This window comes from Mesorhizobium sp. Arg314, from assembly GCF_053714275.1.
Genome location: NZ_JBSKBP010000013.1, coordinates 17,549 through 41,366, shown reverse-complemented (window position 1 = coordinate 41,366; position 23,818 = coordinate 17,549). Strand labels below are relative to the sequence as shown.

Sequence of the window (23,818 nt, the reverse complement as noted above, 5' to 3'; positions counted from 1 at the left end):
TAGCGGATGGAGCATGCGATCTATCTTGTGACGCTGGTCGGCACCGCGCTTGTCGTTGCCGCCGCGTTTTCGAGCCTGATCGCCTTCCGCTTCGGCGCTCCCCTGCTGCTCCTGTTCCTCTGCATCGGGCTTGCCACCGGTGTCGACGGACTCGGCATCCAATTCGACAATGCGCGGCTGGCTTATTTTGCCGGCTCACTGGCTTTGGCCATCATCCTGTTCGATTCCGGTTTCGGCACGCCGCTCAACGCGTTGCGCCAGGCAGCCGGGCCGGCGCTGTCGCTGGCCACGATCGGCGTTATCTTGACCGCCGGCATCTTCAGCGTCGCCGCTTCCTATTTTCTCAAGCTCAGCTGGCTGGAATCCTCTCTGCTTGGCGCCGCCGTCGCCTCGACAGACGCGGCCGCCGTGTTCTTCCTGCTGCGCGCCGGCGAAATCCATCTGCGCGAGCGCGTTCGCGCGACGCTCGAAGTGGAATCCGGCACCAACGACCCGATCGCCATCTTCCTGACCATCACCCTGGTCGAGATCATCGCCGCACATGCCAACCCACAGGCCAATGTGCTGGCCACCAACCTTTTGCTCGGCTTCCTCGCCAATATGGGGCTCGGCGCTATTATCGGCGTGCTCGGCGGTCTTGGCATCGTGCGCCTTGTCGAGCGGCTCAACCTCGACCACGGCCTGCTGCCGATCTTCGTGTTGACGCTCTCGCTGATGGTGTTCGCGGCAGCCGGCGCCATTGGCGGCTCGGGCTTCCTCGCCGTCTACCTTGCCGGGCTGATCGCCGGAAATTCCGATATCCGCGCCGTCACCATCCTGAAGCGCTTCCAGGACGGCATGTCGTGGCTGGCGCAGATCATCATGTTTCTGATCCTCGGCCTGTTCGCCACGCCTTCGCAGTTCCCGGCGATCCTGGTGCCGGCTGTTCTGCTCGGCCTGTTCCTGATCTTCGTTGCACGCCCGGTCGCCGTCTGGCTCTGCCTGATCCCGTTCCGCCTGCCGCGTCCGGAGGTCGCCTTCGTCTCCTGGGTCGGCCTGCGCGGCGCGGTCTCGATCCTGCTTGCCATCACGCCGCTGCTCGGTGGCCTCGATCACGGCCGCCTGATCTTCAACGCCGCCTTCATCATCGTGCTGGTGTCGCTGGTGGTGCAGGGCTGGACGGTCGGGCCGCTGGCGCGCCGCCTCGGCCTGATCGTGCCGGCGCGTCTCGGGCCGCTCGACAAGGTGGAGCTCGAACTGCCGGGCTCGGCCCATCACGAGTTGCTCGCCTATCGTGTGGCACCTGGGAGCCCGGTGGCGCGCGGCGAGCGCATCCCGCGCTGGGCACGGCCCTCGCTGGTGCTGCGCGACGGCCGCTCGATGCGCTTCCAGGACATGGGCAGGCTGGCGGCCGGCGATCAGGTGTACATCTTCGTGCCGGACCGCTATCCGCGCCTGCTCGACAAGCTTTTTGCCAGCCGCGCCATGGTCGATCCGGAGGATGCCGACTTCTTCGGCGCCTTCGCCCTCGATCCGGCCCGCTCCGCCGCCGAGCTGGAAGCCGCCTACGGACCGGGCCTGACCGAGGGCGAACAAAAACTCACCGTTGCCGCGCTGGTTTCGGAACGGCTCGGCGGACATCCCGAATATGCCGACCGCGTGATGATCGGCCCAATCGAGCTGATCGTGCGCGATGTCGACGAGAAAGGCAGGATCACGGGGCTTGGCCTGTCCTTCGAGCCGACCGCGCCGGTGGCGCGTGTGCCGGTCTTCCTCAGCGCCGGTGAGATCGGCGACCGCGTCGCGGCGCTGATCCGCAACTGGCGCAGGCCGGCGCAAATGCGGGCAGCCGAGAACGTGCCGATCGACACGGCGCCCGAGCCGGACGGACAAAAGGCAGCAGGCGAAGGCTGATGTCTCACGGCGACATCATTTTTGCGCGCACGCTTCAACGCAGCCCTTGCATCGTCCTTCGTGCCGGGTAAGGTCGCCGCGTTTTCGCTAGAGCAATTCCAGGAAAAGTGTGGGCGGTTTTCCGTCCGGAATTGCGTCAAGGCACTAGGAAGGAACCACCATGGCCGGCTTCAAGACACTCGATGACATCGGCGCCGTCAGCGGCAAACGCGTCCTGGTGCGCGTCGACCTCAACGTGCCTGTCGCCGACGGCAAGGTGACCGATGCCACCCGCATCGAACGCATCGCACCGACCATCGCCGAGCTTTCGAAGAAGGGCGCCAAAATTATCCTGCTCGCGCATTTCGGCCGCCCGAAGGACGGGCCTTCGGCCGAGTTCTCGCTCGAGCCGATCGCCAAGGCCACGGCCGAAGTTCTCGGCCGCCCGGTCGGCTTCGCCGCCGACTGCGTCGGCGACAAGGCCGCGGATTCCGTCGCCGCCATGAAGGACGGCGACGTCCTGCTGTTCGAAAACACCCGCTTCTACAAGGCCGAGGAGAAGAACGAGCCGGCCTTCACCGAAAAGCTCGCCGCCAATGGCGACATCTATGTAAATGACGCCTTTTCCGCCGCGCACCGCGCGCATGCGTCGACCGAGGGCCTGGCGCGTCACTTGCCGGCCTATGCCGGCCGCACCATGCAGGCGGAGCTCGACGCGCTGGAAAAGGGTCTCGGCAATCCGGTTCGACCGGTGGTGGCCATCGTCGGCGGCGCCAAGGTCTCGAGCAAGATCGACCTCTTGATGAACCTGGTGAAGAAGGTCGACGCGCTGGTCATCGGCGGCGGCATGGCCAACACCTTTCTTGCCGCGCGCGGCACCGATGTCGGCAAATCGCTCTGCGAACATGACCTCGCCGGCACCGCCAAGCAGATCATGATCGAGGCGGCGGAAGCCGGCTGCGCCATCATCCTGCCCGCCGACGGCGTCGTCGCCAAGGAATTCAAGGCGGGCGCCGCCAGCGAGACCGTCGCCATCTCGGACGTGCCGGCCGACGGCATGATCCTCGATGTCGGCGCAAAGACCGTGCAGAGCGTCAACGACTGGATCGATCGCGCCGCCACGCTGGTCTGGAACGGCCCGCTCGGTGCCTTCGAGATCGAACCCTTCGACCGCGCCACGGTGGCGGCGGCCAAGCACGCGGCGGCCCGTACCCGGGAAGGCAAGCTGGTCTCCGTCGCCGGCGGCGGCGACACGGTGGCCGCGCTCAACCATGCCGGCGTCGCCGACGACTTCACCTATGTCTCGACCGCCGGCGGTGCCTTCCTCGAATGGATGGAAGGCAAGCCCTTGCCGGGCGTCGAGGTGCTGAAGCGCTAAGCAATTCCAGGAAAGGTGTGACGCGATTAAAGCGCGTCGCGCTGAAACGGATTCAGGCGACGCGCTTTAAGTCCTTGTTTTTATGCATGTCGTTGTCCCAGAACCGCGTACACTTCTGGGCGACATGCATTAGGCCCGGCGACTTCGCCGTAGCCTTCCGTCCGGAATTGCGACTCAATCAATACTCCGGGAACACGCGAAACCGCGCCTGGCTTTCAATCGATTCGAGCTTTTCGACCCCATTCCTTTGGCGGTAGAGTTCCGTTAAGCGCGGAACCGACACCGTCAAGGAGAGCATCATGAGCGAACGTCTCGAAGATATTGCCGCTGCTATCGTGGCCGATGGCAAGGGCCTTTTGGCCGCCGATGAGAGCTCCGGCACCATCAAGAAGCGCTTCGACGTCATCGGCGTCGAATCGACCGCCGACAACCGGCGCGACTATCGCGAGATGATGTTCCGGTCCAAGGAGGCGATGTCCCGGTACATCTCAGGGGTCATCCTCTATGACGAGACCATCCGCCAGAAGGCTGCCGACGGGACGCCGCTGGTCGATATCATCAAGGCGGCCGGCTCCATTCCGGGCATCAAGGTCGACGCCGGCGCCAAACCTCTCGCCGGCTTTCCCGGCGACACCATAACGGAGGGCCTGGACGGGCTGCGCGAGCGGCTCGCCGACTATTACAAGCTCGGCGCCCGCTTCGCCAAATGGCGCGCGGTGATCGACATAGACACCGGCAAAGGCGTGCCTTCCGCCAATTCGATCAGTTCGAACACCCACGCTCTGGCACGCTATGCCGCGCTTTGCCAGGAAGCCGGCATCGTGCCGATCGTCGAGCCGGAAGTGCTGATGGACGGCGCCCACTCGATCGACACCTGCTACGAGATCAGCAAGGCGACGCTGATCAAGCTCTATGACGAACTCTACGCGGCGCGCGTCGTCCTGGAAGGCTCGATCTTGAAGCCGAACATGGTCATCTCCGGCAAGAAATCGGGCAAGACAGACAGCCCCGCGGAAATCGCGGAGAAGACGATAAAACTGTTCCGCGAGGTGGTGCCGTCGGCAGTGCCGGGCATTGCCTTCCTCTCAGGCGGCCAGGAGGACGAGGAGGCGACGGCCAACCTCAACGCCATCAACGCCATCGGGCCGCATCCGTGGAAACTGACCTTCTCTTATGGCCGTGCCCTGCAGGCAGCGCCGCAGAAGGCGTGGAGCGGCAAGGCCTCGAATGTTGCCGCCGGCCAGGCCGCTTTCACCCACCGCGCCCACATGAACCATCTGGCGGCGCTTGGAAAATGGCAGCCGGCGCTGGAAAAGGCCGCCTGACACCTTCCCCCTCGGCGACGCTGAAAAAACCCGGACCAACTGGCCCGGGTTTTGTTTTTTGCCGACAGCATTCCCACTTGTGAGGCTCCGTTGTCCGGCAACATGTCGGATCGCGCTGATGTCGAACGTCCTTGGCAGGCGAGGACAGGAGATAGTCATGCATCGCAATGCCGTGGTTTCGCGGGACGACTGGTTCGAGGCGCACAGAAAGCACCTTGAGCGCGAGAAGGAGCTGACACGGTTCCGTGACCTTATCGCCGCCGAGCGGCGGCAACTGCCCTGGTTCAAGCTGCGCAAGGATTATGTCTTCGAAAGCGAAGCGGGGCCGAAGCGCCTTGCCGAGCTGTTCGCCGGCAAGAGCCAGCTCATCGTCTATCACTTCATGATGACGCCGGGCTCCGATCACCGTTGTAAGGGCTGCTCGTTCCTCGCTGATCATATCGACGGCGCCAACCAGCATCTCAAGCACCATGACGTCTCGCTGATCGTCGTCTCGCGCGCGCCGCTGACCGAAATCCTGCCTTACAAGCAGCGCATGGGCTGGGAGTTCGACTGGGTGTCGTCCTATGCGTCCGATTTCAACTTCGACCTGCAGGTCTCCTTCACCGACAAACAGATCGCCGCCGGCGACACCACCTACAATTTCGAGAAGCGCCCTTTGCGCTCGAAGGACCTGCCCGGCACCAGTGTCTTCTACCGCAATGAGTGCGGCGATATCTTCCTCACCTTCCTGTCGCGTGCCCGCGGCGGCGACGCGCTGATCGGCGCCTATCATTATCTCGACATGACGCCGAAGGGCCGCGACGAGACCGGCCCCTATCACGGCCTGATGGACTGGGTGCGCCTCCACGACGAATATCAGGACAAGGCAAGGGACCAGCCCGACTGCTGCGAATGATCGACGTCGTTCACCTCGGACGAGACATGCGCTAATGGCTTAGTGGTCATTCCAACGGACTCGCCATGCAGCGCCTGCTTGCCTTCCTCACCTGGCTCGCTTTCCCGGTCTATATCTGGCAGGGCCTCGGCGTGCGCCGCCGCACCACGCGCATGCTGCCGGCCAGAGGTCCGGTCCTGCATGAGATTGGGGGCCGGCCGCCGGCGGTCGCATTGCTGGTCCTGGGCGACTCCTCAGCAGCGTCGGTCGGCATTGAACAATCCGAATACGGGCTTGCCGCGCAGCTTGCCGGCCTGATCGCCGAGCGCGCGGGCAGCGCCGTGCGTTGGCGCGCCGCCGGCTTCAATTCGGCGACCTCCGGGCAGATCCGCGACTATGTCCTGCCCAACCTGTCGGCCGATCCCTGGACGCATATCGTGCTCGCCATCGGCACCAATGACACGAAGAACTTTCACTCCTTGCCACGCTTCAAGAAGGAGTTCGGCGGCCTGCTCTATGCGCTCCGGGCCAAATGGCCGGAAGCGCGCGTGGTGTGGTCGCCGGTGCTGGAATTCACCCGCGCGCCGGCAATGCCGCCATTGCTCGGCAGGATCCTCGAAATCCGCGCTGGCGCGATGAATCGCATGGGCGTGCGCCTCTGCAACGAGCGCGGCGCTATTGCCGCCGCGCGCCTGCCGATCACCAATCCCGAGGCCGGCTTTGCCTCCGATGGCTTCCACGCCTCGGAAGCAGGCTATCGCGCCTGGGCGGAGCATCTGCTGGATTTCGTGCTTGGCGATGAAATGAGCAACCTGACTTAGGTCCAATGCCCCAGAACGGCCGCCAGCGATATCGCCGCCATGGCAAGCATTGCCAGCTTCCAGAAGTCGCCGCGCCGCTTCAACCCCGGCCAGCCGAGCGGCTTGATGACCTGGATCAGCATGATGCCGATGATGACAAGGGCGAGCAGTTTCGTCATGCCGCCTTTGACCAGCAATGCCTGCGCCTGTCAAAGCCGATCTCGGCGCAGGCACTGACGGAACACCCCTGACAAAACGCTGGTTTCCCGGACCCTCGCCAAGCCTTACGGCGCATTCTTCCGTACCTGCCAACCTCCTGACAGACTGCTGTCAGGAGGGGTGTGAGATACTCTCCTCATCAAAAAGAGAGGAGTCTGGTCATGAACGGTTTCACCATCTTGCGTAGCGTGCAGCACTATGTCGGCAGGATCCGCACGGTGCGGAACGAGATCCGCACCCAGCGTTTCCTGAACACCTTGCCGGCGGATATCCGCAAGGACATCGGCTGGCCGGACCTTTACACCGGCCGCGTGCGCGGAAACTGAAATTTTGGCGCCGCGACTTGGATTGTGACGACGCAGCGCCCAGATGTAATGGCAGCCAATGATACCGAGTTCCGGGATAGAAGCCTCTGTTTGCCGGTAGCTTAGCCGCAGCCTCCTGACAGTATGTTGTCAGGAGGCATGCGGTATTTGGAACGGCTTCGATCCTGACAGCGACGAACTTGATCCGACTATCCGGAGTAATCCGCGTATGGTGAAAAGCTGGAACGACAGGCTGAACACCGCCGGCATCAACGGCATCAAGCCGTCGCCGCGCACGGTTGGCGATGTCGTCGAGGGCCAGCCGATGCTGGTGCCGACCGCCCGTCAGGTCGACGACTTCATCCGCTCGATCCCTGAAGGGGTGGAGATGGATGTGCGCGCGCTGCGCTCCGCTTTGGCCATCGAGCACGGCGCCGAGGTGACATGCCCGGTGACGATCGGCTATCATCTTCGCACCGTTGCCGAGGCCGCTCACGAGGATCTTGAGCGCGGCATGGCGTTGAGCGATGTCGCGCCCTTCTGGCGCGTATTGGATGCGGAGACGCCGACCACGGGCAAATTGTCCTTCGGTGCGAAGTTCGTTGCCGCGCAGCGCAGGCGCGAAGGACTGAAGCCATAAACCCCGGGGGAGAAATCGATGCGTCGTGCCGACAGGCTTTTCCAGATCGTGCAGCATTTGCGGGGTGGCCGGCTTGTCACCGCGCAGAAGCTCGGCACATGGCTCGAGGTTTCCGAGCGCACCATCTACCGCGACATAGCCGACCTGCAGTCGACCGGCGTGCCGATCGACGGCGAAGCCGGCGTCGGCTACATGATGAGGGAGGGTTTCGACCTTCCGCCGCTGATGTTCACCCGTGACGAGATCGTGGCGCTGGTTGCCGGCGCCCGCATGGTGCGCGCCTTTGGCGGCGCCGCAATGGCAAGGGCCGCCGACGAGGCGCTGGTCAAGATCGGCGCCGTGCTGCCCGACACCGAGAAGGACCGCATCGCCCGCACCGAGATCCACACGCCGATGTGGGTGGTGAGCGACGCCGCGCGCGAAGCCATCGACCTGATCGAGCGCGCCGTCGAGAAGCGCCAGGTGCTGACCATCGACTACTCCGACGAGGCCGGCCGCGGCACCGCGCGCGACATCAGGCCCTTGGGCCTGTGGTTCTGGGGCAAAGTCTGGACCCTGGTCGCCTGGTGCGAGATGCGCGACGATTTCCGCGCCTTCCGCATCGACCGCATCGCCTCGGTCGTCATCGCCGGGCGTATCTTCAAACCCGAGCGCGGCAAGCAGCTCGCCGATTTCTACCGCGCCGTCGAGCGCTCAGAGGATTACGGCATGGCGCCCGACCGCGCCGCGCGGACGTGACTTCCTCCCAAGCCATCGTCCAATAAAAAAGCCCGCTTCGAGCGGGCTTTTTTATTGAATGTCAGGATTACTTCTGGTCGTCGTCTTCGTCCTTGTCCTTCGACTTGAGCGCCGAGAGCTTGGCGAAGACGGCGTTGGCGTCGAGCTCCTGATCCTCGTCCTTCGGCTTCTCGGGCGCCGGCACCAGCCGTTCGGTGAGTGCCGCGGGCAGCAGCGTGTCGCCGACGGGCTGCGCCGGCTCGCGGCCGCGCGATGCGCGGTTGACTTCGAGGTCGAGGTCGATCTGCGAGGTGAGGCCGAGCGTCACCGGATCCATCGGCTGCAGATTGGCCGAATTCCAGTGCTTGCGCTCGCGGATCTGTTCGATCGTCGATTTGGTGGTGCCGACAAGACGCGAGATCTGCGCGTCCTTGAGCTCCGGATGGTTGCGCACCAGCCAAAGGATAGCGTTCGGACGGTCCTGGCGCTTCGACAGCGGCGTGTAGCGGGGACCCTTGCGCTTCGATTCCGGCACACGAACCTTGGGATCGGACAGTTTAAGCCGGTGGTTCAGGTCCTTCTCGCTGCGCGCGATCTCGTCGCGGGTGAGCTGACCGGTGATGATCGGGTCCATGCCCTTGATGCCCTGCGCCGACTCGCCGTCGGCGATCGCCTTGACCTCGAGCGGGTGCAGTCCGCAGAACTGCGCGATCTGCTCGAAGGAGAGCGCGGTGTTGTCGACCAGCCAGACGGCGGTCGCCTTGGGCATGAGCAGCGAATTGGCCATATCAAAAATCCTTCTCGTTCGCCCGCGTTCCCGCGCGGGCGGTGGTTTAGAGCCACCAAAATGGGAAATTCGCGGCCTGTATAAACGCTCCCTCAAATTTTCGCAATGTTTTTGGGCAGGCGAGTCAACAGCCCTAAAAAGACAAAACCCGCTGGACGAGGTCCAGCGGGCTTGGAACCGGAAACGAAAGCAAGCGTCTCAACGGCTCTGGCTTGCCTGTCCAGCCCGGCCTTGCGGTCGGGCTGTGTCTGATTACACCGCCTGGCGGGCGATGCGCTCGATATCGGCGCGGCTGATGCCGAGGTCGCTCAGCTGACGGGCATTGAGCTTGTTCAGCTCACGCACGGTTTCGTTATACATGCGCCACTTACGGAAAGCACTGATCGGGTTCATGATGGTTCTCCAGTCGTTTGGTCAAATTGTTTGATGCCGCGTAAATAGGCACGCCTGCCCACAAATTGAACGGACGCTTTTGCATGGCCGCAATGCGTTTTGTGCATTGCAGCAAAAGAAAGGGAGTAGGGGAGTAAGGGAATAGGGCAGTAGGGTGAACGAGGGGCAACCCCTACTCCCCTACTCCCCTACTCCCCTACTCCCCTACTCCCCTACTCCCCTACTCCCCTACTCCCCTACTCCCCTACTCCCCTACTCTACGTCGAGGACGATCTTGCCGATATGCTCGCCCTCTTCCATTCGCTCATGCGCCCGCCAGGCTTCGGTCAGCGGAAAGATCATGTCCATGACGGGGGCGACTTTGCGCGTGCCGAGCAGGGGCCAAACCTGGGCTTCGAGCGCAGCCGCAATCGCCGCCTTGAACTCGACGGTGCGGGGGCGAAGCGTCGAGCCGGTATGCGTCAGCCGCTTCACCATGATCTTGGAAAAATCGACGCTGGCCACGGCGCCGGCCTGCACCGCGATCTGGACGATGCGCCCTTCAACGGCCGCGGCATCGTAGTTGCGCCCGACATAGTCGCCGCCGACCATGTCAAGGATGACGTCCGCGCCCTTCTTCCCGGTCGCATCCTTCACCGCGGCGACGAAATCCACCTCGCGATAGTTGATCGCCCGGTCGGCACCGAGCTTCAGGCAGGCGTCGCACTTCTCCTTGCTGCCGGCGGTGGTGATCACATAGGCGCCGAAGGCCGAGGCGAGCTGGATGGCGGTGGTGCCGATGCCGGACGAGCCGCCATGGACAAGCAGCGTCTCGCCCTTCTTCAGGCCGCCGCGCTCGAACACATTGTGCCAGACGGTGAAGTAGTTTTCCGGAACCGCCGCAGCCTCCGAATGCGTGAAGCCTGCCGGCAGCGGCAGCACGCTGCCCGCATGCACCTTGACATATTCCGCATAGCCGCCACCCGGCGTCAGCGCGCAGACCCGGTCGCCGATGCGCCAACGCGATATCCCGTCGCCGAGCGCCGCGATTTCGCCCGAAGCTTCGAGGCCGGGCAAGTCGGAGGCGCCGGGCGGCGGCGGATAGGCGCCTTTGCGCTGCTGCACGTCCGGCCGGTTGACGCCGGCCGCGTGCACCCGGATCAGCACTTCGCCCGGACCGGGCACAGGCACGTCGCGGGTTTCCGGCTTCAGCACCTTGGGACCGCCGGGTTGCGAGATCGCGATGGCCGTCATCTTCGCCGGTATCTCGTGATTGTTAGCCATGGCTTTCCCGTCTCCTCGAATCTGTGCCGTCGCTCGCGGTTTGCATCGGCGCCCCTGCCCTATGTATGCTGATTGCCAAATCAGGCAAATGGCCAAGTAAGGGAGGAGCGACGATGGCTATCTTCGACGACGAACCCAGGAAAAAGCCGCGGCCGCACGAGATCGGCCAGGACCTGTCGCTGCTGTCCGCCGGCGAATTGTCGGAGCGCATCGCATTGCTGCGCGACGAGATCGCCAGGCTGGAAGCCGAACTGACCGCCAAGGGCTCCACCAAATCCGCCGCTGAGGCTTTATTTCGCCGCGGATAAAATGTCCGGCCTTGCGCGCGCTCGCCGCCGAAAAGCCCGAATAAGCCTGTCTTCAGACCCCTGCGCCCGAACCCGGATCAAGCGATGTTTGCTACCTACCGACCGATCCTCTCGCTGCTGCGCGGCACGGCATTCCTGCTCGCCGCGTCGGGCCTGCACGGCCTGCTTTTGCCGCTGCGCGGCCAATTGGAGGGCTTCTCGACCGCATCGCTCGGCCTGATGGGCACGGCCTGGGCCGGCGGTTTCGTCGCCGGCTGTTTCTTCGCGCCGCGTCTCGTGCGCCGTGCCGGCCATGTCAGGGCCTTCGGCGCTTTCGCCGCGTCGGGTGCCATCATCGCGCTGCTCACCGGCCTCATCATCGACGAGTATTTCTGGATCCTTCTGCGCGCCTTCACCGGCTTCACCATGGCCGGCGCCTTCATGGTGATCGAAAGCTGGCTGAACGAGAAGGCCACCAACGAGAATCGCGGCACCGTTTTCGGCCTCTACATGATGGTCACCTACGCTTCGATCATGGGCGGCCAGATGATCGTTGCCGGCGGCGACGTGCGGTCGGCCTCGCTGTTCATGATCACCGGCATCCTGTTTTGTCTCTCGCTTATTCCGACGGCCGTGTCGACGCAGTCGAGCCCCAAGCCGCTGCAGGACGTCAAGCTCGACGTCAAAGGCCTTTACGCCAATTCCCCGGTGTCGGCGGTGGCCTGTCTTCTGATCGGTATCGCCAACGGCGCCTGGGGCACGCTAGGCGCAGTCTACGGCGCCCGCATCGGCATATCGACCGCGGAGATCGCATTGATGATGAGCCTTGTGGTCGTCGCCGGCGCCGCCATGCAGCTTCCGGCCGGGCGCCTTTCCGATACAACCGACCGCCGCTTCGTGCTGGCCGGCGCGGCCTTCGGCGCGGCTCTGGTCGCGGTACTGATCTTCCTGATCGCGCCGCGTTCGGCTGTCTTCGTCATCGTGATGACCGCCGCCTATGGCGCCTTCGCCTACACGCTTTATTCGATCGCCGTCGCGCATGCCAACGACCACGCCCGTTCCGAGGATTTCGTCAAGGTCTCAGGCGGCCTGCTCTTGCTCTACGGCTTCGGTACGATGATTGGCCCGCTTTTGGCCGCGGCCTTGATGGGTTCGGTGCGTCCGGAAGGACTTTTCATTGCAACCGCGCTCGCTCATCTCAGCCTCGCCGGCTACACGCTGCTGCGCATCCGCGCCCGCGCGCCGGTGCCGATCGAAAACCGCGATGCCTTTAAGACTCAACCAGCGGACCGCGCGGTCACGCCTGAGGCATTGCGGCTCGATCCGCGCAGAAAGGTTGAAACCAATAGTTGAGATTCGGAAAACTTTGCCCCACAAATAAGGGCATGATGTTTTCTGACGCCTTCACGGCGATAGCCGATCCCAACCGGCGCTATCTCTTGGAAGAACTCCGGCGCGGCCCGAAGACGGTGAACGAATTGGCGGCCGGGTTGCCCGTCTCACGCCCGGCGGTTTCACAGCATCTGAAGGTCCTGCTCGACGCCGGCCTGGTCAACGCCAAGGCCGAAGGCACTAGGCGCGTCTATGCTGTCTCCAGCGCCGGCTTCCTCAGGCTCAACATCTGGCTCGACCAGTTCTGGGAAATGGCGCCTGGAGAGTGACTTCCAACGACGACGCTTATGCGGAAGTCGGCGGCCGGCCGTTGCGAGAAATCATTCCAAAGCTGCCAAGTCCGCTCCAAGCGCGTCGAGCAATTCGCCGGTGCCATGCTCGCGCGTGGCCGGCGAGTCGATGCCGTCGAAAAAGGCGCCCTGCTCCGTCAGGGTAAGTCGCGTTCCGCTGCCTTCGGCGATGAGCTCGATCGTCGCCAGCGACACCGAGACGCGGGTTTCGCCGAACAGCACCTCGTAGCTGTAGACGATGCGTTTGTTCGGCACGATGTCCTGGTAGACCGCATTGTAGAAATGCATCTGCCCATCGCTCGGGCAGCCGGCGTTCACTTCCTTGCCGCCGACACGGAAGTCCATCTCATGCCGGCTCGGCATCGGATTGTCGGGATCGAAAAACCAACGTTTTTTGGCGGCTGGATTGCTCAGCGCGAAATAGACCTTCTCCGGCGCCACTGGATAGACGCGCTCGATGACGAAGGTGGAATGGACGACGGATCGTTCGGTCATGACGGCTTCCTTCAGGTTTCGTCTTTGGTCTCAGCGAGGAGATCGCCGAGACGGTGGAGCCGGCGCTCCCAGGCGAGCCGCCGCTCGTTGATCCAGCGTTCGGCGGCGCCCAGCGCTTTCGGTTCGATCTGGCAGGTGCGCACCCGGCCAAGCTTCTCGGTTCTGACGAGGCCGCTCGCCTCGAGCACGTTGAGGTGCTGGACGACGGCCGAAAGCGACATCGCCAGCGGCTCCGCCAGTTGACTGACCGATGCCGGCCCGCGCGACAGCCGTTCCACCATCTGCCGCCGCGCGGGATCGGCAAGCGCCTGGAACATCAGGTCTAGCTGGGCGGGATCGTGCAGCATCGCGAACTAGCCGTTGTTGTAGGGAAAGAACTTGAAATAAGGCTGCGCTTCCTCGATGACGCGGGCGAAGGACGGACGCGCGAGCAGGCGGTCGTGGTAGCGTTTCACCGCCGGGAATTTGTCGCCGAACGGCTCGACCTTGTTGGCGTAGAACAGTGCCGGCGAGGCGGCGCAGTCGGCCATGGTGAAGGTTTCGCCTACGGCCCAGGTCCTTCCCGCCATCTCCTCCTCAACAATGGCGTAGGAATTGCGCAGTTGCGCGCGAGCCTCCTCGACCCCGAACGGATCGGTCTGCTCCTTTGGCCGCAGCCTGTCGCCGACGATCTTCTGCATCGGATGCTGCACATAGAAATCGTAGAAGCGGTCCGCCTGGCGGATATGGAGGGCGACATCGACATCGGCGGGAACGAGCTCGACCGGCCCTGGATAATGGGCGGCGAGATATTCGATGACGATGGTCGATTCCAGCACCGTGCGATCCCGCGCATCGTCGCGTAAGGCAGGCATCTTGCCCGTCGGCGACACCTTCAGGAACGCCGTGCGCGACGCCTCGTCGCCGAGATCGACGACGACCGGCTCGAAAGGCGTGCCGTTCTCGTAGAACGCGATCAGCGGCTTCCAGCAGAAGGATGCCAAGGGATGGAAATGCAGCGTCAGGGACATTCTGGCTCTCGTCGGTTTTTGCAGATTCAATACTGAAGCATTCACTTAACTATTACCGCGAGACGGCCACGTCAAGGGCGCGGAGCCATCACGGGTGTGCAGCGGAAGCCATCACCGGTGCGTCGCGATGGCTTCGACGACTTGCGGCCAGTCGTTGCGGTGCAATTCGTGGCCGCCGCCTTCGATCCGTACCAGCCTGGCGCCGGGAACGGCCTCGGCAAGCGCTTCTGCATGCTCGATCGGGAAGATCGGATCGGCGGAGCCGTGGATGACGAGCAACGGCACGCGGAGATCCCGCACCGTCCGCTGCGGGCCGCCGCCCTTGAGCAGGAAATGGTTGGTCGCGGTGGCGAGACCGCCGGAACGGTCGTAATCCTCTTCGATCATCGCGCGGGTCCGTTTCTCGTCGAACGTATGGCGCGTGCTGGCCAGCGCGCGGGCGTCCTTGATCATGAAGTCGAGCACCTGGCTCCGGTTCGACCAGTCGAGGTCGGCGCCTTCCGCCGAATGCTTTCGATAGGCTTCCGTGGTTCCCGGCAGGTTGGAGGTGTCGACGCCGAGCGGCGAGCTGGAGATCACTGTGAGCGCGCTGACGCGTTCGGGATATTTCAGCGCCACGCTTTGCGCGATCATGCCGCCCATCGACATGCCGGCGACATGCGCCTTGGCGACGCCATGATCATCGAGCACGCGCATGGCATCGTCCACCATGTCCTCGAACGTGTAAGACGGCGCGCCCGGCGGATATTTCGCCGACAGGCCGGTATCACGATTGTCGTAGCGGATGACGAAGCGGCCGCGCCCGGCAAGTTGCCGGCAGAAGGCTTCGGGCCACCAGGACATCGAAGCCATGGCGCCCATGACCAGAAGGATCGCAGGATCGGTTGGATCGCCAAAGCTTTCCGAGACGATTTCGGCGCGTTGTGTCGACATTTGGGCTCTCCAAACCGATTGCATTTTGCAATCAGTTGCACGATAATGAAACCGATATCATAATGCAACCGGTTTTTCGGAGATCGTCATGAATACCGAGCATCGGTCCGGCTGCCCGATCAATCTGTCGCTCGAGGTCTTCGGCGACCGCTGGAGCCTGATCATCCTGCGCGACATGATCTTTGGCGGCCGGCGCCATTTTCGCGAGTTGCTCAACGGCTCGCTGGAGGGCATCGCCTCCAACATCCTGGCCGACCGCCTGAAACGGCTGATGGAACTCGGCATGCTGACCAAGGCCGACGACCCCAGCCACAAGCAGAAGGCGATCTACAGCCTGACCGAGATGGCGATTGCGCTGGTGCCGATCATGGCGCATCTCGGCGCCTGGGGACGCGTCTGGCTGCCGGTCAGCGAGGAGCTTTCGATCCGCGCCGAACTGCTCGAAAAGGGCGGTCCGCCGCTATGGGAGCAGTTCATGGACGAACTGCGCCACGAGCATCTGGGCGCGCCGCTGAAGACGCCGCCTGACACGCCGACCGTGCGCCAGCAATTGCGCGCTGCCTACGAGGCCGTGGTGACGCAGAAGGCTGAGGCTGCTGTGGATTGACCGCTTTCGTCTCGGTGGCCTTGGAGATTGGCCGAAACGTCCCCTCGCGTCGTCATCCTAATGGCGAAGCAAGGAGCGAAGCGACGCGGCATAGACCATAGGATCCATTCCGTGACTTCGAAGCGTTGTAAAGCCGTAGAATTCTGCTCCGCTGCGCTCTTCGACCAAGGTCACGGCATGGATTCCAGGGTCTCCGCGACGGAGCTTCGCCCTGGAATGACGACATTCGAAGCCCTAGTTCAGGTTGATGTCCCGGCTCGCCGACCGCATCGACACCGAGAAGCCGGCCAGCACGTCGAACAGCGCGATGACCATCAGTGTGAAGAAGACCGAGTGCGCCGCGCCCTTCACCAGCAGGAATTCGACCAGGAAGGCGATGAAGACCAGCGTCGACAGAAGATGATCCAGGATCGAGGCATTGGTCGTGCGCACCGATTTTGAGATTTCGATGAACAGGAAGATCAGCCCGATCAGCACCATCAGGTCGCCGAGCGTCATCGAGAACACGCCGCCCGACATCATGCGGAAGGAGAACATCTCGGTCATCCAGGGATCGTCGCCGCCGCCGAACAATCCGAGCAGTCCGAGATTGTAGAGGACGAAGGGCACGATCAGCAGCGGGATGGCACCGAACATCTGGGCGACTCCAACGAGGGCACCCTTTTCTAAAATCCGCCGCAAGCGCGCCGTCAAGGTTTTTCGCCGGCGGTGTCGAACACGCTCTAAGACCTAATGAAATAACGATGTCAGCCGGTTGTCCGGCCATCGGCAATGCGAGCGACATATTCCGAACGCTGGTTATCCCGGCGCCAAAAACAAAAAGACCGGCCAGGGGCCGGTCTTTTGAAACGTCACGAACCGTGGAAGCTTCTCAGCTTTCCTTCGGCTCCAGCACCTGGCGGCCGCGATACATGCCGGTCTTCAGGTCGATGTGGTGCGGGCGGCGCATTTCGCCGGAATTCTTGTCCTCGACATAGGTCGGGGCCTTGAGGGCGTCGGCCGAGCGGCGCATGCCGCGCTTCGACGGAGAGGTTTTTCTTTTTGGAACGGCCATGGATATGCTCCACTACATGGTCAAAATGCCCCGGCAACCCTCGCGAAAGGGCCGCATCGAGGCCATAATCTGAGAAAGTCGGGTGCCTATACACGCCTTGCGCCGTTTTGGCCAGCGTCGCCCGCGAATTTTTTTGGCGAAGCAGAAAAGAGCCAGGAGCGTCGAGATTCAAGTCAGGCCGAGCCGAGAGCGGCGGCTCCCGAGAACCGGCCTACGCAGGCCGGCCTCACTTGAATATCGATGCACCTAGTCCAGGCACCCGACATAGGCGCCCGAGCGGCTGGCGCGCCGCTCGATCAGCGAGGCCAGCCGCCGCAAGCCAGGCCCAGGCTTAGCTGGATTGCGTGCGATCGGATTGGGCAAGCTGACGGCAAGCAAGGCTGCCTGCCTTCGCGACAATTGCTTGGCCGAGACGCCGAAATGATGTTGCGCGGCGGCCTCGATGCCGTAGATGCCCGGCCCCCATTCGGCGACGTTGAGATAGATCTCCATGATGCGCCGCTTCGACATCACCGCATCGAAATAAACGGCCAAGGGCAGCTCGACCACCTTGCGCACGCTGCTGAGCGGCCGCGCCCAGAGAAAAAGGTTCTTCACCGTCTGCATGGTGATGGTGGACGCGCCACGCGTCGCCTCGCCGGCCAGCGCGTCGTCGACGACGCCGCGCAATTCGCCAAGGTCGACGCCGCGATGGAAGCAGAACTGCCCGTCTTCCGACATGATCACCGAATGCGCCAGCACCGGCGCCACGTCGTCGATCGACACCCAACGCCGGTCGTAGCCGGAAAAGGTCACAAGGTCCTTCAGCATCAGCGTCGAGACCGGATGCACGAAGGGCGGCAGATAAAGGAACGTGAGCACGACCGGAATAGCCGCCAGCACGAGCGCAACGACCAGGCAGCGCCGGACGATGCGCTTCAGACCGGCGCGGTTCAGGCGCCGACGTCGCGCCATGTCCAGCCCTTCGCTTTCATATTCGACGATCGGTTCCGTCAAGCCGCCCCACCCGTGCCACTCGCGCTTCCGGCATAAAGGCGCGCGGCTGCTTGCGCAATGTCTGAGTGTCGGCTACCGCTCCCGGCCATGAGCAAAGACGACCAGATCGCCTTCGAATCCGCGCTTTTCATGCGCGCCGCCGCGGTCGAGACGCAACTGCGGCGGATCCTCGACGCCCGCCCGCTCACCGGTGAGATCGCGCGGCCCGAGCGCCTGATGGCGGCGATGCGCCACGGCGTGCTCAACGGCGGCAAGCGGCTGCGCCCTTTTCTGGTCATGGAAAGTGCCGCGCTGTTTTCGGCCGACAATGACGCGGCGCTGCGCATCGCCGCCGCGCTGGAATGCGTGCACTGCTATTCGCTGATCCATGACGACCTGCCGGCCATGGACGACGACGATTTGAGGCGCGGCCAGCCGACGGTGCACAAGGCCTTCGACGAGGCGACCGCGATCCTCGCCGGCGACGCGCTGCTGACCCTGGCCTTCGACATCATCGCCGATGAGGCGACGGCATTGCCGGCAGACCGCCGGGCAGCACTCGTGCTGGCGCTCGCGCGCGCCGCCGGCGCCGGCGGCATGGTCGGCGGCCAGACGCTCGATCTCGAAGCCGAGCGCAAACGGCCGGACGAGGCCGGCATCATCACCTTGCAGGCGATGAAGACCGGCGCGCTGATCCGCTTCGCCTGCGAGGCCGGTGCGATCGTCGCCGGCGCGCCGACCGCCGACCGCGAGAGGCTGGCCGAATTCGGCTCGGCGATCGGCCTTGCCTTCCAACTCGCCGACGACCTGCTCGACCTGACGGCCGACGCAAAGCAGATGGGCAAGGCGACGAACAAGGACGCCGCCGCCGGCAAGGCAACGCTTGCCGCATTGCACGGCCCGGACTGGGCGCGCGGCCAGCTCCACGGCCTCATCGAGCAGGCGCATGCGCTGCTGGAACCCTACGGCGAGCAGGCGGATATGCTCAAAGCCGCCGCAACTTTCGTGGCGACGCGGAGCAACTGACGTCACGAGCCATTAGCCCCGTTCGGCATTGCCCGCCCTTGTGGTCAGCGAAGAACGATAGCGGATCGACTTCCAAGGTCCGATGTTCCACGGAACGGCGACAGAGGTCCGGATTGGTGTGAAGCGGACTTACCGAGCCGCAACGAGTGAAGGCTTCGGTTCAATATTCTGGTTCAGCCGGAAGAGATTTGAAGGATCGAAGCGGGCTTTAAGTGCCGCAAGGCGGTTGTATTTTTCTGCGCCGTAGGCGGCGTACGAGAGATCCTTGCCGGTATCCGCCTGCTCATTCAGATAATTTCCGGCTTGAGACATCGCCGCCAGGCGGCCGCCCGCCTCTCGTCCCCATGCGATGCAACGGGAGTCGTCTGTGGAGTTGTCCCAAACCGGCTCGGCAATCCAGTAGAATTTCGCAGCCCGCCCCGAATAGGCCGTGGCAGCTTCGTCAACGTCACTTATCGCACCGCCAAGTTGCAGCACGTACAATTCCGAATCCGGCGTTGGCGCGGTCGCGATTGAATCCAGGAGGCAGTTGATGACCCGATCGTCGATGTCACCCAGGAATCCGCCCTTGGCGTAGTAGCGCCGGCCCCACGCAAAGTGCGAGTCGTTGCGGGTTTGCAATTCGAGATATGTCTGGCCGCCGACCATGCTGGCATCGGCCTGTGCCAATGATCCATAGGGTTGAATGGCTGCCCTGGCGTTTTCGGGCGATCCGGACCAAAAAGCGCTCACGGAGACGGTCGTCGATGTCATTGTGAAGGCAGTCGTCAGTTCACGCGGTGCTTCGGCCGCGAGATGACGATAGCCTCTCAGGACAGTGTCGAATGCCTGACGCGGATAGGTCCAGCGGCCGATCAGGACCGGTCCAAGAGGGTGCATCTTGAAGCGGAACTTCGTTACCACTCCGAAATTGCCGCCGCCCCCGCGAATGCCCCAGAACAGTTCAGGCTCAATGTCCCGACTCGTATGCAACGCGTGACCCTCGGCAGTGATGAGGTCCGCGCTCAACAGGTTGTCGATCGTCAGGCCAAAGCGCCGGCTCAACCATCCCATGCCGCCGCCCAACGTGAGCCCGGAAACCCCTGTATGCGAAACGACTCCAGCAGGCGTTACAAGCCCAGCAGCGGCACCTGCCACATCCAGATGCCCGAGCAATGCACCGCCCTCGACTTCCGCGGTACGGGACACGGGGTCAATGACGATATGGTTCATTGCCGACAGATCGAGGACGATTCCGCCATCGCAGGTCGACAAGCCGGGGAAGCTATGGCCACCGCACCTAACTGCCAGCAGGGCACCGTACTCAGCCGCAAGCTGTACGGCCTTTGCCACTTGGGCGGCCGTTCTAGGGCGGACAATCGCCGCAGGTCGCCGATCTACCGTGCCGTTCCATACCTTACGCAGCAGTTCGTATTCGACCTGATGAGGCCCTATGACGGTGCAATTCGACCCCGCAGTCTCAAGTTCCTTGGAAATCCGCGCCAGTAGCATGCCATCCCCCCAATGCCGTGATTGCGAACCCAAATCTCCACTTGTTCTTGATTTTCAACCTAACATAGTGGAGCCAGAGCTGTCTTGCCAGCCGCCAGGCCCGCGACGGGTCCGATAGGCGACAGTCCTGGTGGCGATCCGCAGGTCCAGAGATGCGCCACCACGAGTTCCAGTGCGGTCGTCACTAACGTCCGCTTTCAGGCAGTGGCACAGCTAATTTTGATATCCGAGATGAAAGGCGCAAAGTTGCTTTTGCGCCTTGGAGGTCTGCGTCGTCTTCGTCAAAGGCAGTCATTCATCGACACTGCAGCACCATCCCAGGCACCAACGAAATCTTAATGTAAATCAAGCGTAATCCCGACCATTAAAATTGTGCGTATGTGTTGGGGTTGCGCGTGCCGGAATACTCCTCCTTCGTCCGGTCGATCCGGATCCGCTACATTTCGGGATTGCTGATCTTTGCGCTGGCTTCGGCCGCGGTGATGTACGCGCTCAACCGGGTGAACTCCTTCCGTCACGAGGTCGATGCTCTCAGCGGCAATGTCGTCATCTTCGCCCGCGACCTGCGCAACGCCACCAATTTCGCCGAGACGACCGGCACCGCCTGGCGCAGCGAGACGCGCGATGCGCTGACGGTCGCCGCGCGCGGCCACTCCGAACGCCTGACGGGCGAGATCGAGGCCCTGAACGCAGAGCTTGCGACGATCAGGCCGAAACTGTCCCGGAACACGATCAATGCGCTCGATTCTTCTTCGGTCAACGGCGACCTGTTCTGGTCGACGCGCGACATGGTGCGCAACTTCAACCTGATGTCGACCGCCCAGAAGGTCGACGAGTGGAGCTACCGCGAGATCCGCAACCAGAACGACCTTTTTGCCCAGCCGATGCTGGTGCGTGTGCGCACCGCGCTCGACGACGAGCGCCGCCTCGCCGATGCTTCCAGCGACCGGCTGCTGTTGTGGGCGAGTGGCCTGCTGTTCGCCGTGCTCGCCATTGCCGCGATCTGGATCTTTCGGCCGATGGAGGATGCGATCCGCCGCGCCTTCGCCGAGAGCGCCGCATCGCTGTTCAAGGCCGAGGCCGCCGACCGCGCCAAGTCGGAATTCCTCGCCAATATGAGTCATGAGATCCGCACGCCGATGAACGGCGTGCTCGGCATGGCCGAGCTGCTCGCCAAGACCGAGCTGACGCCGCGCCAGAAAACCTTCACCGAGGTCATCGTCAAGTCCGGCAACGCGCTGCTCACCATCATCAACGACATTCTCGATTTCTCGAAGATCAATGCCGGCCAGCTGACGCTCGACCCCGCCCCCTTCCGCCTGGCCGAAGCGGTCGAGGATGTGGCGACGCTGGTGTCGGCGCGCGTGGCCGAAAAGAACCTAGAGCTCATCGTGCGCGTCGACCCGCGCCTGCCGGCCTTCGTCGTCGGCGATGCCGGGCGCTTCCGCCAGATCGTCACCAACCTGCTCGGCAACGCCGTGAAATTCACCGAGAAGGGCCATGTGCTGGTCGATGTCGGCGGCGACGTCGTCGACGGCGTGGTCCAGCTCAAGGTCCGCGTCGAGGACACCGGCATCGGCATCCCGGCCGAAAAACTGCAAAGCGTGTTCGAGAAATTCGCCCAGGTCGACGGCTCCTCGACCCGCCGCCACGAAGGCACCGGGCTTGGGCTTGCGATCGGCGCCAGGCTTGTCGACCTGATGGGCGGCAAGATCGGCGTCGAAAGTGAGATCGGCCGCGGCTCTGTCTTCTGGTTCGCCGTGCCGCTGCCGGCACACAACCAGCAGGCTCGCGACGAACTGGTGCCTGTCGACGTCACCGGCGCCCGTGTGCTGGTCATCGACGACAACCCGGTCAACCGCGAGATCCTGCTGGAGCAGCTCAGAAGCTGGAGCTTCGACTGCGCGGCCGCCGAGAGCGGCGCCGTTGGCCTCGCCTTCCTCGACCGTGCCTGCCAGCTCGGCGCCTCGGTCGATTGCATCATCCTCGATTACCAGATGCCCGGCATGAACGGCGCCGATGTCGCCAGGGCGATCGCCGCCGACAGCCGGCTTTCCTCCATTCCGGTCGTGCTGCTCACCTCGGTCGACCAGGTCGATTTCGGCAGGATGGTGATCGATTTCGGCATCGTCGCGCATCTCACCAAGCCGGCGCGTTCGGCGGTGCTGCTGGGCACGGTGATTTCGGCCATCCAGAAGGCGCGCATGCAAGGCGCCAGGGCGCATTTCGAGCGCGAGCCGGTCGCGGCCCAGGCGGCCCCGCCGGCCTTCACCGTCATCCGTGGCCCGGCCGTTCCGGTCCTGGCCGCGCCGGAATCGAGCGCCGCGCCGAGCGGCCCGATCGACATCCTGATCGCCGAGGACAATGACGTGAACCAGCTGGTCTTCGGCCAGATCCTCAACGGTTTCGGCCTCAGCTACCGCATCGCCGGCAACGGCCGCACAGCGGTCGAGATGTACCGTTCGCTGCGCCCCCGCCTGGTGCTGATGGACGTCTCCATGCCGGAGATGAACGGCTATGAGGCGACCCGCGCCATCCGTGCGATCGAAGAGCACAACGGCGATCGCACGCCGATCATCGGCGTTACCGCCCATGCGCTCAAGGGCGACCGCGATAAATGCATCGAGGCCGGCATGGACGACTACCTGCCGAAGCCGGTCTCGCCTGACCGCCTCGGCGCCAAGATCGGCACCTGGCTCAGCGAGACCGTGGCGGCGAAGACGGCTTGAGGCTGGGTAGCGGATGGCAGCCATCGGCCACCGCCGAGTTCCTTCGCGCCCCCCCTCGGGCGCTGCCCCGCCAGCGTCTCCGAAATCCCGCAAAGCCGTCACCGGTTGCGCATCACGACGCAGGCGCCGCCGACGCTTTGCAGCTTGTCGCAGATGCCGTTGGCCTCGCCGCGCGAATCGGCGCCGATCCTGACCGCATAGATGCCGCGCCGGCCGATCGGCGTGCGCACCCGGCTGACCACCGGGTCACGGCTGGCGAGCAAGGCCGGGAACCGGCCCCTGACCCTCAGCCATTGGCCGATCGCCGCCGAACGGCGGAAATTGCCCGCCACCTGGACACCCCATGGCTTGACGTTGATCGAGGCCATGGCGACGGTCCGCGACATGATCACCGGCAGCCTGCGGCACGCGACCGCGAAGCTCATCTTTGGGTCGAGCGGCTGGACGGTGCCGGCATAGGCGGTGTCCGAGAACTTGTCCACCGGCTCGCCCATGACGTCGAAGACATAGCTTTCCGTCTCCATCGGCAGGAAGCCGCCGGAGGCAAGCCAGCGCGACACCCGGTTCTCGCCGGCATTGTAGGCCGCCGCCGCGAGGCCGAGATTGCCGTAGCCGGCCTCCATCTCGGCAAGATACTTCGCCGAAGCCGGAATCGCCTGCTCGATGTCGAAGGCGTTGGCCAGGCCGCGCATCTTGGCGGTGCCGGGCATGAATTGCGCGATGCCTTCGGCGCCGACCGGGCTCACCGCGTTCGGATCGAAGCGGCTCTCCTTCCAGATCAGCCGGGCGAAGAAATCCTTCGGCAGGCCATTCTGTTGGGCCTGGATCTCGATCAGATCGCAGACGCGGGAAATCAGCCGTTTTGCGGCCGATTGCGACTGCGGCGGATCGGCGAACGCCTGACCGGCAAGGATCAGCGCGCAAGTCAGGATCGGTGCCGCCCTGAACATGCG

The 23,818-nt window shown here is 63.7% G+C and carries 27 protein-coding genes; 14 read left to right on the top strand and 13 right to left on the bottom strand.

Annotated features, from left to right (window positions below):
• Positions 1–6 precede the first annotated feature (6 nt).
• The 5 genes from ACWGS9_RS15960 to ACWGS9_RS15940 all read left to right on the top strand — a co-directional run bounded on the left by ACWGS9_RS15960 (position 7) and on the right by ACWGS9_RS15940 (position 6,273).
• A complete protein-coding gene (locus ACWGS9_RS15960; RefSeq protein ID WP_454506159.1) occupies positions 7–1,893 on the top strand; it encodes a potassium/proton antiporter in 1,887 nt (628 codons plus the stop codon).
• Between the two features lie 160 nt (positions 1,894–2,053).
• On the top strand, positions 2,054–3,250 hold the full coding sequence (locus ACWGS9_RS15955) for a phosphoglycerate kinase (protein ID WP_454506158.1): 1,197 nt from the start codon (positions 2,054–2,056) through the stop codon (positions 3,248–3,250).
• Between the two features lie 299 nt (positions 3,251–3,549).
• Positions 3,550–4,575, top strand: coding sequence for a class I fructose-bisphosphate aldolase (locus ACWGS9_RS15950; protein ID WP_454506157.1), 1,026 nt, complete (start codon positions 3,550–3,552; stop codon positions 4,573–4,575).
• Positions 4,576–4,732: 157 nt separating this feature from the next.
• Positions 4,733–5,473, top strand: a complete 741-nt coding sequence (locus ACWGS9_RS15945; protein ID WP_454506156.1) for a DUF899 domain-containing protein — start codon at positions 4,733–4,735, stop codon at positions 5,471–5,473.
• 65 nt (positions 5,474–5,538) lie between these two features.
• Positions 5,539–6,273 (top strand): SGNH/GDSL hydrolase family protein, encoded by a 735-nt coding sequence (locus ACWGS9_RS15940; RefSeq protein WP_454506155.1) that lies wholly within the window; start codon positions 5,539–5,541, stop codon positions 6,271–6,273.
• Here the strand turns inward: ACWGS9_RS15940 and ACWGS9_RS15935 are convergent.
• The gene (locus ACWGS9_RS15935) at positions 6,270–6,449 is read right to left on the bottom strand and encodes a hypothetical protein (RefSeq protein WP_454506289.1); all 180 of its coding nucleotides are present in this window, start codon (positions 6,447–6,449) and stop codon (positions 6,270–6,272) included. The genes ACWGS9_RS15940 and ACWGS9_RS15935 overlap by 4 nt on opposite strands.
• 183 nt (positions 6,450–6,632) lie before the next feature.
• On the opposite strand from ACWGS9_RS15935, the gene ACWGS9_RS15930 reads away from it, so the two are divergent.
• From ACWGS9_RS15930 to ACWGS9_RS15920, 3 genes are all read left to right on the top strand, one after another.
• Positions 6,633–6,797, top strand: coding sequence for a hypothetical protein (locus ACWGS9_RS15930; protein ID WP_454506154.1), 165 nt, complete (start codon positions 6,633–6,635; stop codon positions 6,795–6,797).
• A gap of 208 nt (positions 6,798–7,005) precedes the next feature.
• Positions 7,006–7,416, top strand: a complete 411-nt coding sequence (locus ACWGS9_RS15925) for a hypothetical protein (RefSeq protein WP_454506153.1) — start codon at positions 7,006–7,008, stop codon at positions 7,414–7,416.
• Between the two features lie 18 nt (positions 7,417–7,434).
• Positions 7,435–8,154, top strand: a complete 720-nt coding sequence (locus ACWGS9_RS15920) for a helix-turn-helix transcriptional regulator (protein ID WP_027166621.1) — start codon at positions 7,435–7,437, stop codon at positions 8,152–8,154.
• Between the two features lie 67 nt (positions 8,155–8,221).
• Here ACWGS9_RS15920 and ACWGS9_RS15915 read toward each other — a convergent pair whose 3' ends face one another.
• The 3 genes from ACWGS9_RS15915 to ACWGS9_RS15905 form a co-directional block, all read right to left on the bottom strand.
• Positions 8,222–8,920 carry a DUF1013 domain-containing protein gene (locus ACWGS9_RS15915; protein ID WP_454506152.1) on the bottom strand — a complete coding sequence of 233 codons (699 nt, stop codon included), beginning with the start codon at positions 8,918–8,920 and terminating at the stop codon, positions 8,222–8,224.
• 252 nt (positions 8,921–9,172) lie between these two features.
• The gene (locus ACWGS9_RS15910; RefSeq protein ID WP_454506151.1) at positions 9,173–9,313 is read right to left on the bottom strand and encodes a DUF1127 domain-containing protein; all 141 of its coding nucleotides are present in this window, start codon (positions 9,311–9,313) and stop codon (positions 9,173–9,175) included.
• A 252-nt stretch (positions 9,314–9,565) separates the two neighbouring features.
• Positions 9,566–10,576, bottom strand: a complete 1,011-nt coding sequence (locus ACWGS9_RS15905; RefSeq protein WP_454506150.1) for an NAD(P)H-quinone oxidoreductase — start codon at positions 10,574–10,576, stop codon at positions 9,566–9,568.
• Positions 10,577–10,689: 113 nt separating this feature from the next.
• On the opposite strand from ACWGS9_RS15905, the gene ACWGS9_RS15900 reads away from it, so the two are divergent.
• The 3 genes from ACWGS9_RS15900 (at position 10,690) to ACWGS9_RS15890 (ending at position 12,524) form a co-directional block, all read left to right on the top strand.
• Positions 10,690–10,884 carry a DUF1192 domain-containing protein gene (locus ACWGS9_RS15900; RefSeq protein WP_454506149.1) on the top strand — a complete coding sequence of 65 codons (195 nt, stop codon included), beginning with the start codon at positions 10,690–10,692 and terminating at the stop codon, positions 10,882–10,884.
• An 84-nt stretch (positions 10,885–10,968) separates the two neighbouring features.
• A complete protein-coding gene (locus ACWGS9_RS15895) occupies positions 10,969–12,216 on the top strand; it encodes an MFS transporter (protein WP_454506148.1) in 1,248 nt (415 codons plus the stop codon).
• Between the two features lie 32 nt (positions 12,217–12,248).
• Positions 12,249–12,524: an ArsR/SmtB family transcription factor gene (locus ACWGS9_RS15890; RefSeq protein ID WP_454506147.1), complete on the top strand. Its 276-nt coding sequence runs from the start codon at positions 12,249–12,251 to the stop codon at positions 12,522–12,524.
• Positions 12,525–12,575: 51 nt separating this feature from the next.
• Here the strand turns inward: ACWGS9_RS15890 and ACWGS9_RS15885 are convergent, their stop codons facing one another.
• The 4 genes from ACWGS9_RS15885 to ACWGS9_RS15870 form a co-directional block, all read right to left on the bottom strand.
• The gene (locus ACWGS9_RS15885) at positions 12,576–13,040 is read right to left on the bottom strand and encodes an SRPBCC family protein (RefSeq protein ID WP_454506146.1); all 465 of its coding nucleotides are present in this window, start codon (positions 13,038–13,040) and stop codon (positions 12,576–12,578) included.
• Positions 13,041–13,051: 11 nt separating this feature from the next.
• On the bottom strand, positions 13,052–13,387 hold the full coding sequence (locus ACWGS9_RS15880) for an ArsR/SmtB family transcription factor (protein WP_454506145.1): 336 nt from the start codon (positions 13,385–13,387) through the stop codon (positions 13,052–13,054).
• A gap of 6 nt (positions 13,388–13,393) precedes the next feature.
• Entirely contained in the window at positions 13,394–14,050 is a 657-nt protein-coding gene (locus ACWGS9_RS15875; protein ID WP_454506144.1) for a glutathione S-transferase family protein, read from the bottom strand.
• 111 nt (positions 14,051–14,161) lie between these two features.
• Positions 14,162–14,983, bottom strand: coding sequence for an alpha/beta fold hydrolase (locus ACWGS9_RS15870; protein ID WP_454506143.1), 822 nt, complete (start codon positions 14,981–14,983; stop codon positions 14,162–14,164).
• A gap of 88 nt (positions 14,984–15,071) precedes the next feature.
• On the opposite strand from ACWGS9_RS15870, the gene ACWGS9_RS15865 reads away from it, so the two are divergent.
• The gene (locus ACWGS9_RS15865) at positions 15,072–15,590 is read left to right on the top strand and encodes a winged helix-turn-helix transcriptional regulator (RefSeq protein WP_454506142.1); all 519 of its coding nucleotides are present in this window, start codon (positions 15,072–15,074) and stop codon (positions 15,588–15,590) included.
• Between the two features lie 234 nt (positions 15,591–15,824).
• On the opposite strand, the gene ACWGS9_RS15860 is transcribed toward ACWGS9_RS15865, so the two are convergent.
• The 3 genes from ACWGS9_RS15860 to ACWGS9_RS15850 form a co-directional block, all read right to left on the bottom strand.
• On the bottom strand, positions 15,825–16,226 hold the full coding sequence (locus ACWGS9_RS15860) for a hypothetical protein (protein WP_217573078.1): 402 nt from the start codon (positions 16,224–16,226) through the stop codon (positions 15,825–15,827).
• Positions 16,227–16,461: 235 nt separating this feature from the next.
• Positions 16,462–16,644, bottom strand: coding sequence for a 50S ribosomal protein L32 (rpmF, locus tag ACWGS9_RS15855; protein ID WP_006203806.1), 183 nt, complete (start codon positions 16,642–16,644; stop codon positions 16,462–16,464).
• 246 nt (positions 16,645–16,890) lie between these two features.
• Positions 16,891–17,598, bottom strand: a complete 708-nt coding sequence (locus tag ACWGS9_RS15850) for a biosynthetic peptidoglycan transglycosylase (protein WP_320312033.1) — start codon at positions 17,596–17,598, stop codon at positions 16,891–16,893.
• Positions 17,599–17,727: 129 nt separating this feature from the next.
• On the opposite strand from ACWGS9_RS15850, the gene ACWGS9_RS15845 reads away from it, so the two are divergent.
• Positions 17,728–18,645, top strand: coding sequence for a polyprenyl synthetase family protein (locus ACWGS9_RS15845; RefSeq protein ID WP_454506141.1), 918 nt, complete (start codon positions 17,728–17,730; stop codon positions 18,643–18,645).
• A 129-nt stretch (positions 18,646–18,774) separates the two neighbouring features.
• Here the strand turns inward: ACWGS9_RS15845 and ACWGS9_RS15840 are convergent, their stop codons facing one another.
• Entirely contained in the window at positions 18,775–20,136 is a 1,362-nt protein-coding gene (locus tag ACWGS9_RS15840; protein WP_454506140.1) for an FAD-binding oxidoreductase, read from the bottom strand.
• Between the two features lie 395 nt (positions 20,137–20,531).
• Between ACWGS9_RS15840 and ACWGS9_RS15835 the strand changes: the two genes are divergently transcribed.
• On the top strand, positions 20,532–22,865 hold the full coding sequence (locus ACWGS9_RS15835; protein WP_454506139.1) for a response regulator: 2,334 nt from the start codon (positions 20,532–20,534) through the stop codon (positions 22,863–22,865).
• 98 nt (positions 22,866–22,963) lie between these two features.
• Here ACWGS9_RS15835 and ACWGS9_RS15830 read toward each other — a convergent pair whose 3' ends face one another.
• Positions 22,964–23,815 (bottom strand): lytic transglycosylase domain-containing protein, encoded by an 852-nt coding sequence (locus tag ACWGS9_RS15830; protein ID WP_454506284.1) that lies wholly within the window; start codon positions 23,813–23,815, stop codon positions 22,964–22,966.
• Between the last annotated feature and the right edge of the window lie 3 nt (positions 23,816–23,818).

Coding starts and splice junctions, on each gene's coding strand:
- ACWGS9_RS15870 (WP_454506143.1), bottom strand. CDS start 14,983: ATGTCGACACAACGCGCCGAAATCGTCTCGGAAAGCTTTGGCGATCCA.
- ACWGS9_RS15930 (WP_454506154.1), top strand. CDS start 6,633: ATGAACGGTTTCACCATCTTGCGTAGCGTGCAGCACTATGTCGGCAGG.
- ACWGS9_RS15860 (WP_217573078.1), bottom strand. CDS start 16,226: ATGTTCGGTGCCATCCCGCTGCTGATCGTGCCCTTCGTCCTCTACAAT.
- ACWGS9_RS15885 (WP_454506146.1), bottom strand. CDS start 13,040: ATGACCGAACGATCCGTCGTCCATTCCACCTTCGTCATCGAGCGCGTC.
- rpmF (WP_006203806.1), bottom strand. CDS start 16,644: ATGGCCGTTCCAAAAAGAAAAACCTCTCCGTCGAAGCGCGGCATGCGC.
- ACWGS9_RS15865 (WP_454506142.1), top strand. CDS start 15,072: ATGAATACCGAGCATCGGTCCGGCTGCCCGATCAATCTGTCGCTCGAG.
- ACWGS9_RS15900 (WP_454506149.1), top strand. CDS start 10,690: ATGGCTATCTTCGACGACGAACCCAGGAAAAAGCCGCGGCCGCACGAG.
- ACWGS9_RS15890 (WP_454506147.1), top strand. CDS start 12,249: ATGATGTTTTCTGACGCCTTCACGGCGATAGCCGATCCCAACCGGCGC.
- ACWGS9_RS15840 (WP_454506140.1), bottom strand. CDS start 20,136: ATGCTACTGGCGCGGATTTCCAAGGAACTTGAGACTGCGGGGTCGAAT.
- ACWGS9_RS15955 (WP_454506158.1), top strand. CDS start 2,054: ATGGCCGGCTTCAAGACACTCGATGACATCGGCGCCGTCAGCGGCAAA.
- ACWGS9_RS15905 (WP_454506150.1), bottom strand. CDS start 10,576: ATGGCTAACAATCACGAGATACCGGCGAAGATGACGGCCATCGCGATC.
- ACWGS9_RS15950 (WP_454506157.1), top strand. CDS start 3,550: ATGAGCGAACGTCTCGAAGATATTGCCGCTGCTATCGTGGCCGATGGC.
- ACWGS9_RS15940 (WP_454506155.1), top strand. CDS start 5,539: ATGCAGCGCCTGCTTGCCTTCCTCACCTGGCTCGCTTTCCCGGTCTAT.
- ACWGS9_RS15960 (WP_454506159.1), top strand. CDS start 7: ATGGAGCATGCGATCTATCTTGTGACGCTGGTCGGCACCGCGCTTGTC.
- ACWGS9_RS15830 (WP_454506284.1), bottom strand. CDS start 23,815: ATGTTCAGGGCGGCACCGATCCTGACTTGCGCGCTGATCCTTGCCGGT.
- ACWGS9_RS15850 (WP_320312033.1), bottom strand. CDS start 17,598: ATGGCGCGACGTCGGCGCCTGAACCGCGCCGGTCTGAAGCGCATCGTC.
- ACWGS9_RS15925 (WP_454506153.1), top strand. CDS start 7,006: ATGGTGAAAAGCTGGAACGACAGGCTGAACACCGCCGGCATCAACGGC.
- ACWGS9_RS15910 (WP_454506151.1), bottom strand. CDS start 9,313: ATGAACCCGATCAGTGCTTTCCGTAAGTGGCGCATGTATAACGAAACC.
- ACWGS9_RS15875 (WP_454506144.1), bottom strand. CDS start 14,050: ATGTCCCTGACGCTGCATTTCCATCCCTTGGCATCCTTCTGCTGGAAG.
- ACWGS9_RS15895 (WP_454506148.1), top strand. CDS start 10,969: ATGTTTGCTACCTACCGACCGATCCTCTCGCTGCTGCGCGGCACGGCA.
- ACWGS9_RS15845 (WP_454506141.1), top strand. CDS start 17,728: ATGAGCAAAGACGACCAGATCGCCTTCGAATCCGCGCTTTTCATGCGC.
- ACWGS9_RS15915 (WP_454506152.1), bottom strand. CDS start 8,920: ATGGCCAATTCGCTGCTCATGCCCAAGGCGACCGCCGTCTGGCTGGTC.
- ACWGS9_RS15880 (WP_454506145.1), bottom strand. CDS start 13,387: ATGCTGCACGATCCCGCCCAGCTAGACCTGATGTTCCAGGCGCTTGCC.
- ACWGS9_RS15945 (WP_454506156.1), top strand. CDS start 4,733: ATGCATCGCAATGCCGTGGTTTCGCGGGACGACTGGTTCGAGGCGCAC.
- ACWGS9_RS15920 (WP_027166621.1), top strand. CDS start 7,435: ATGCGTCGTGCCGACAGGCTTTTCCAGATCGTGCAGCATTTGCGGGGT.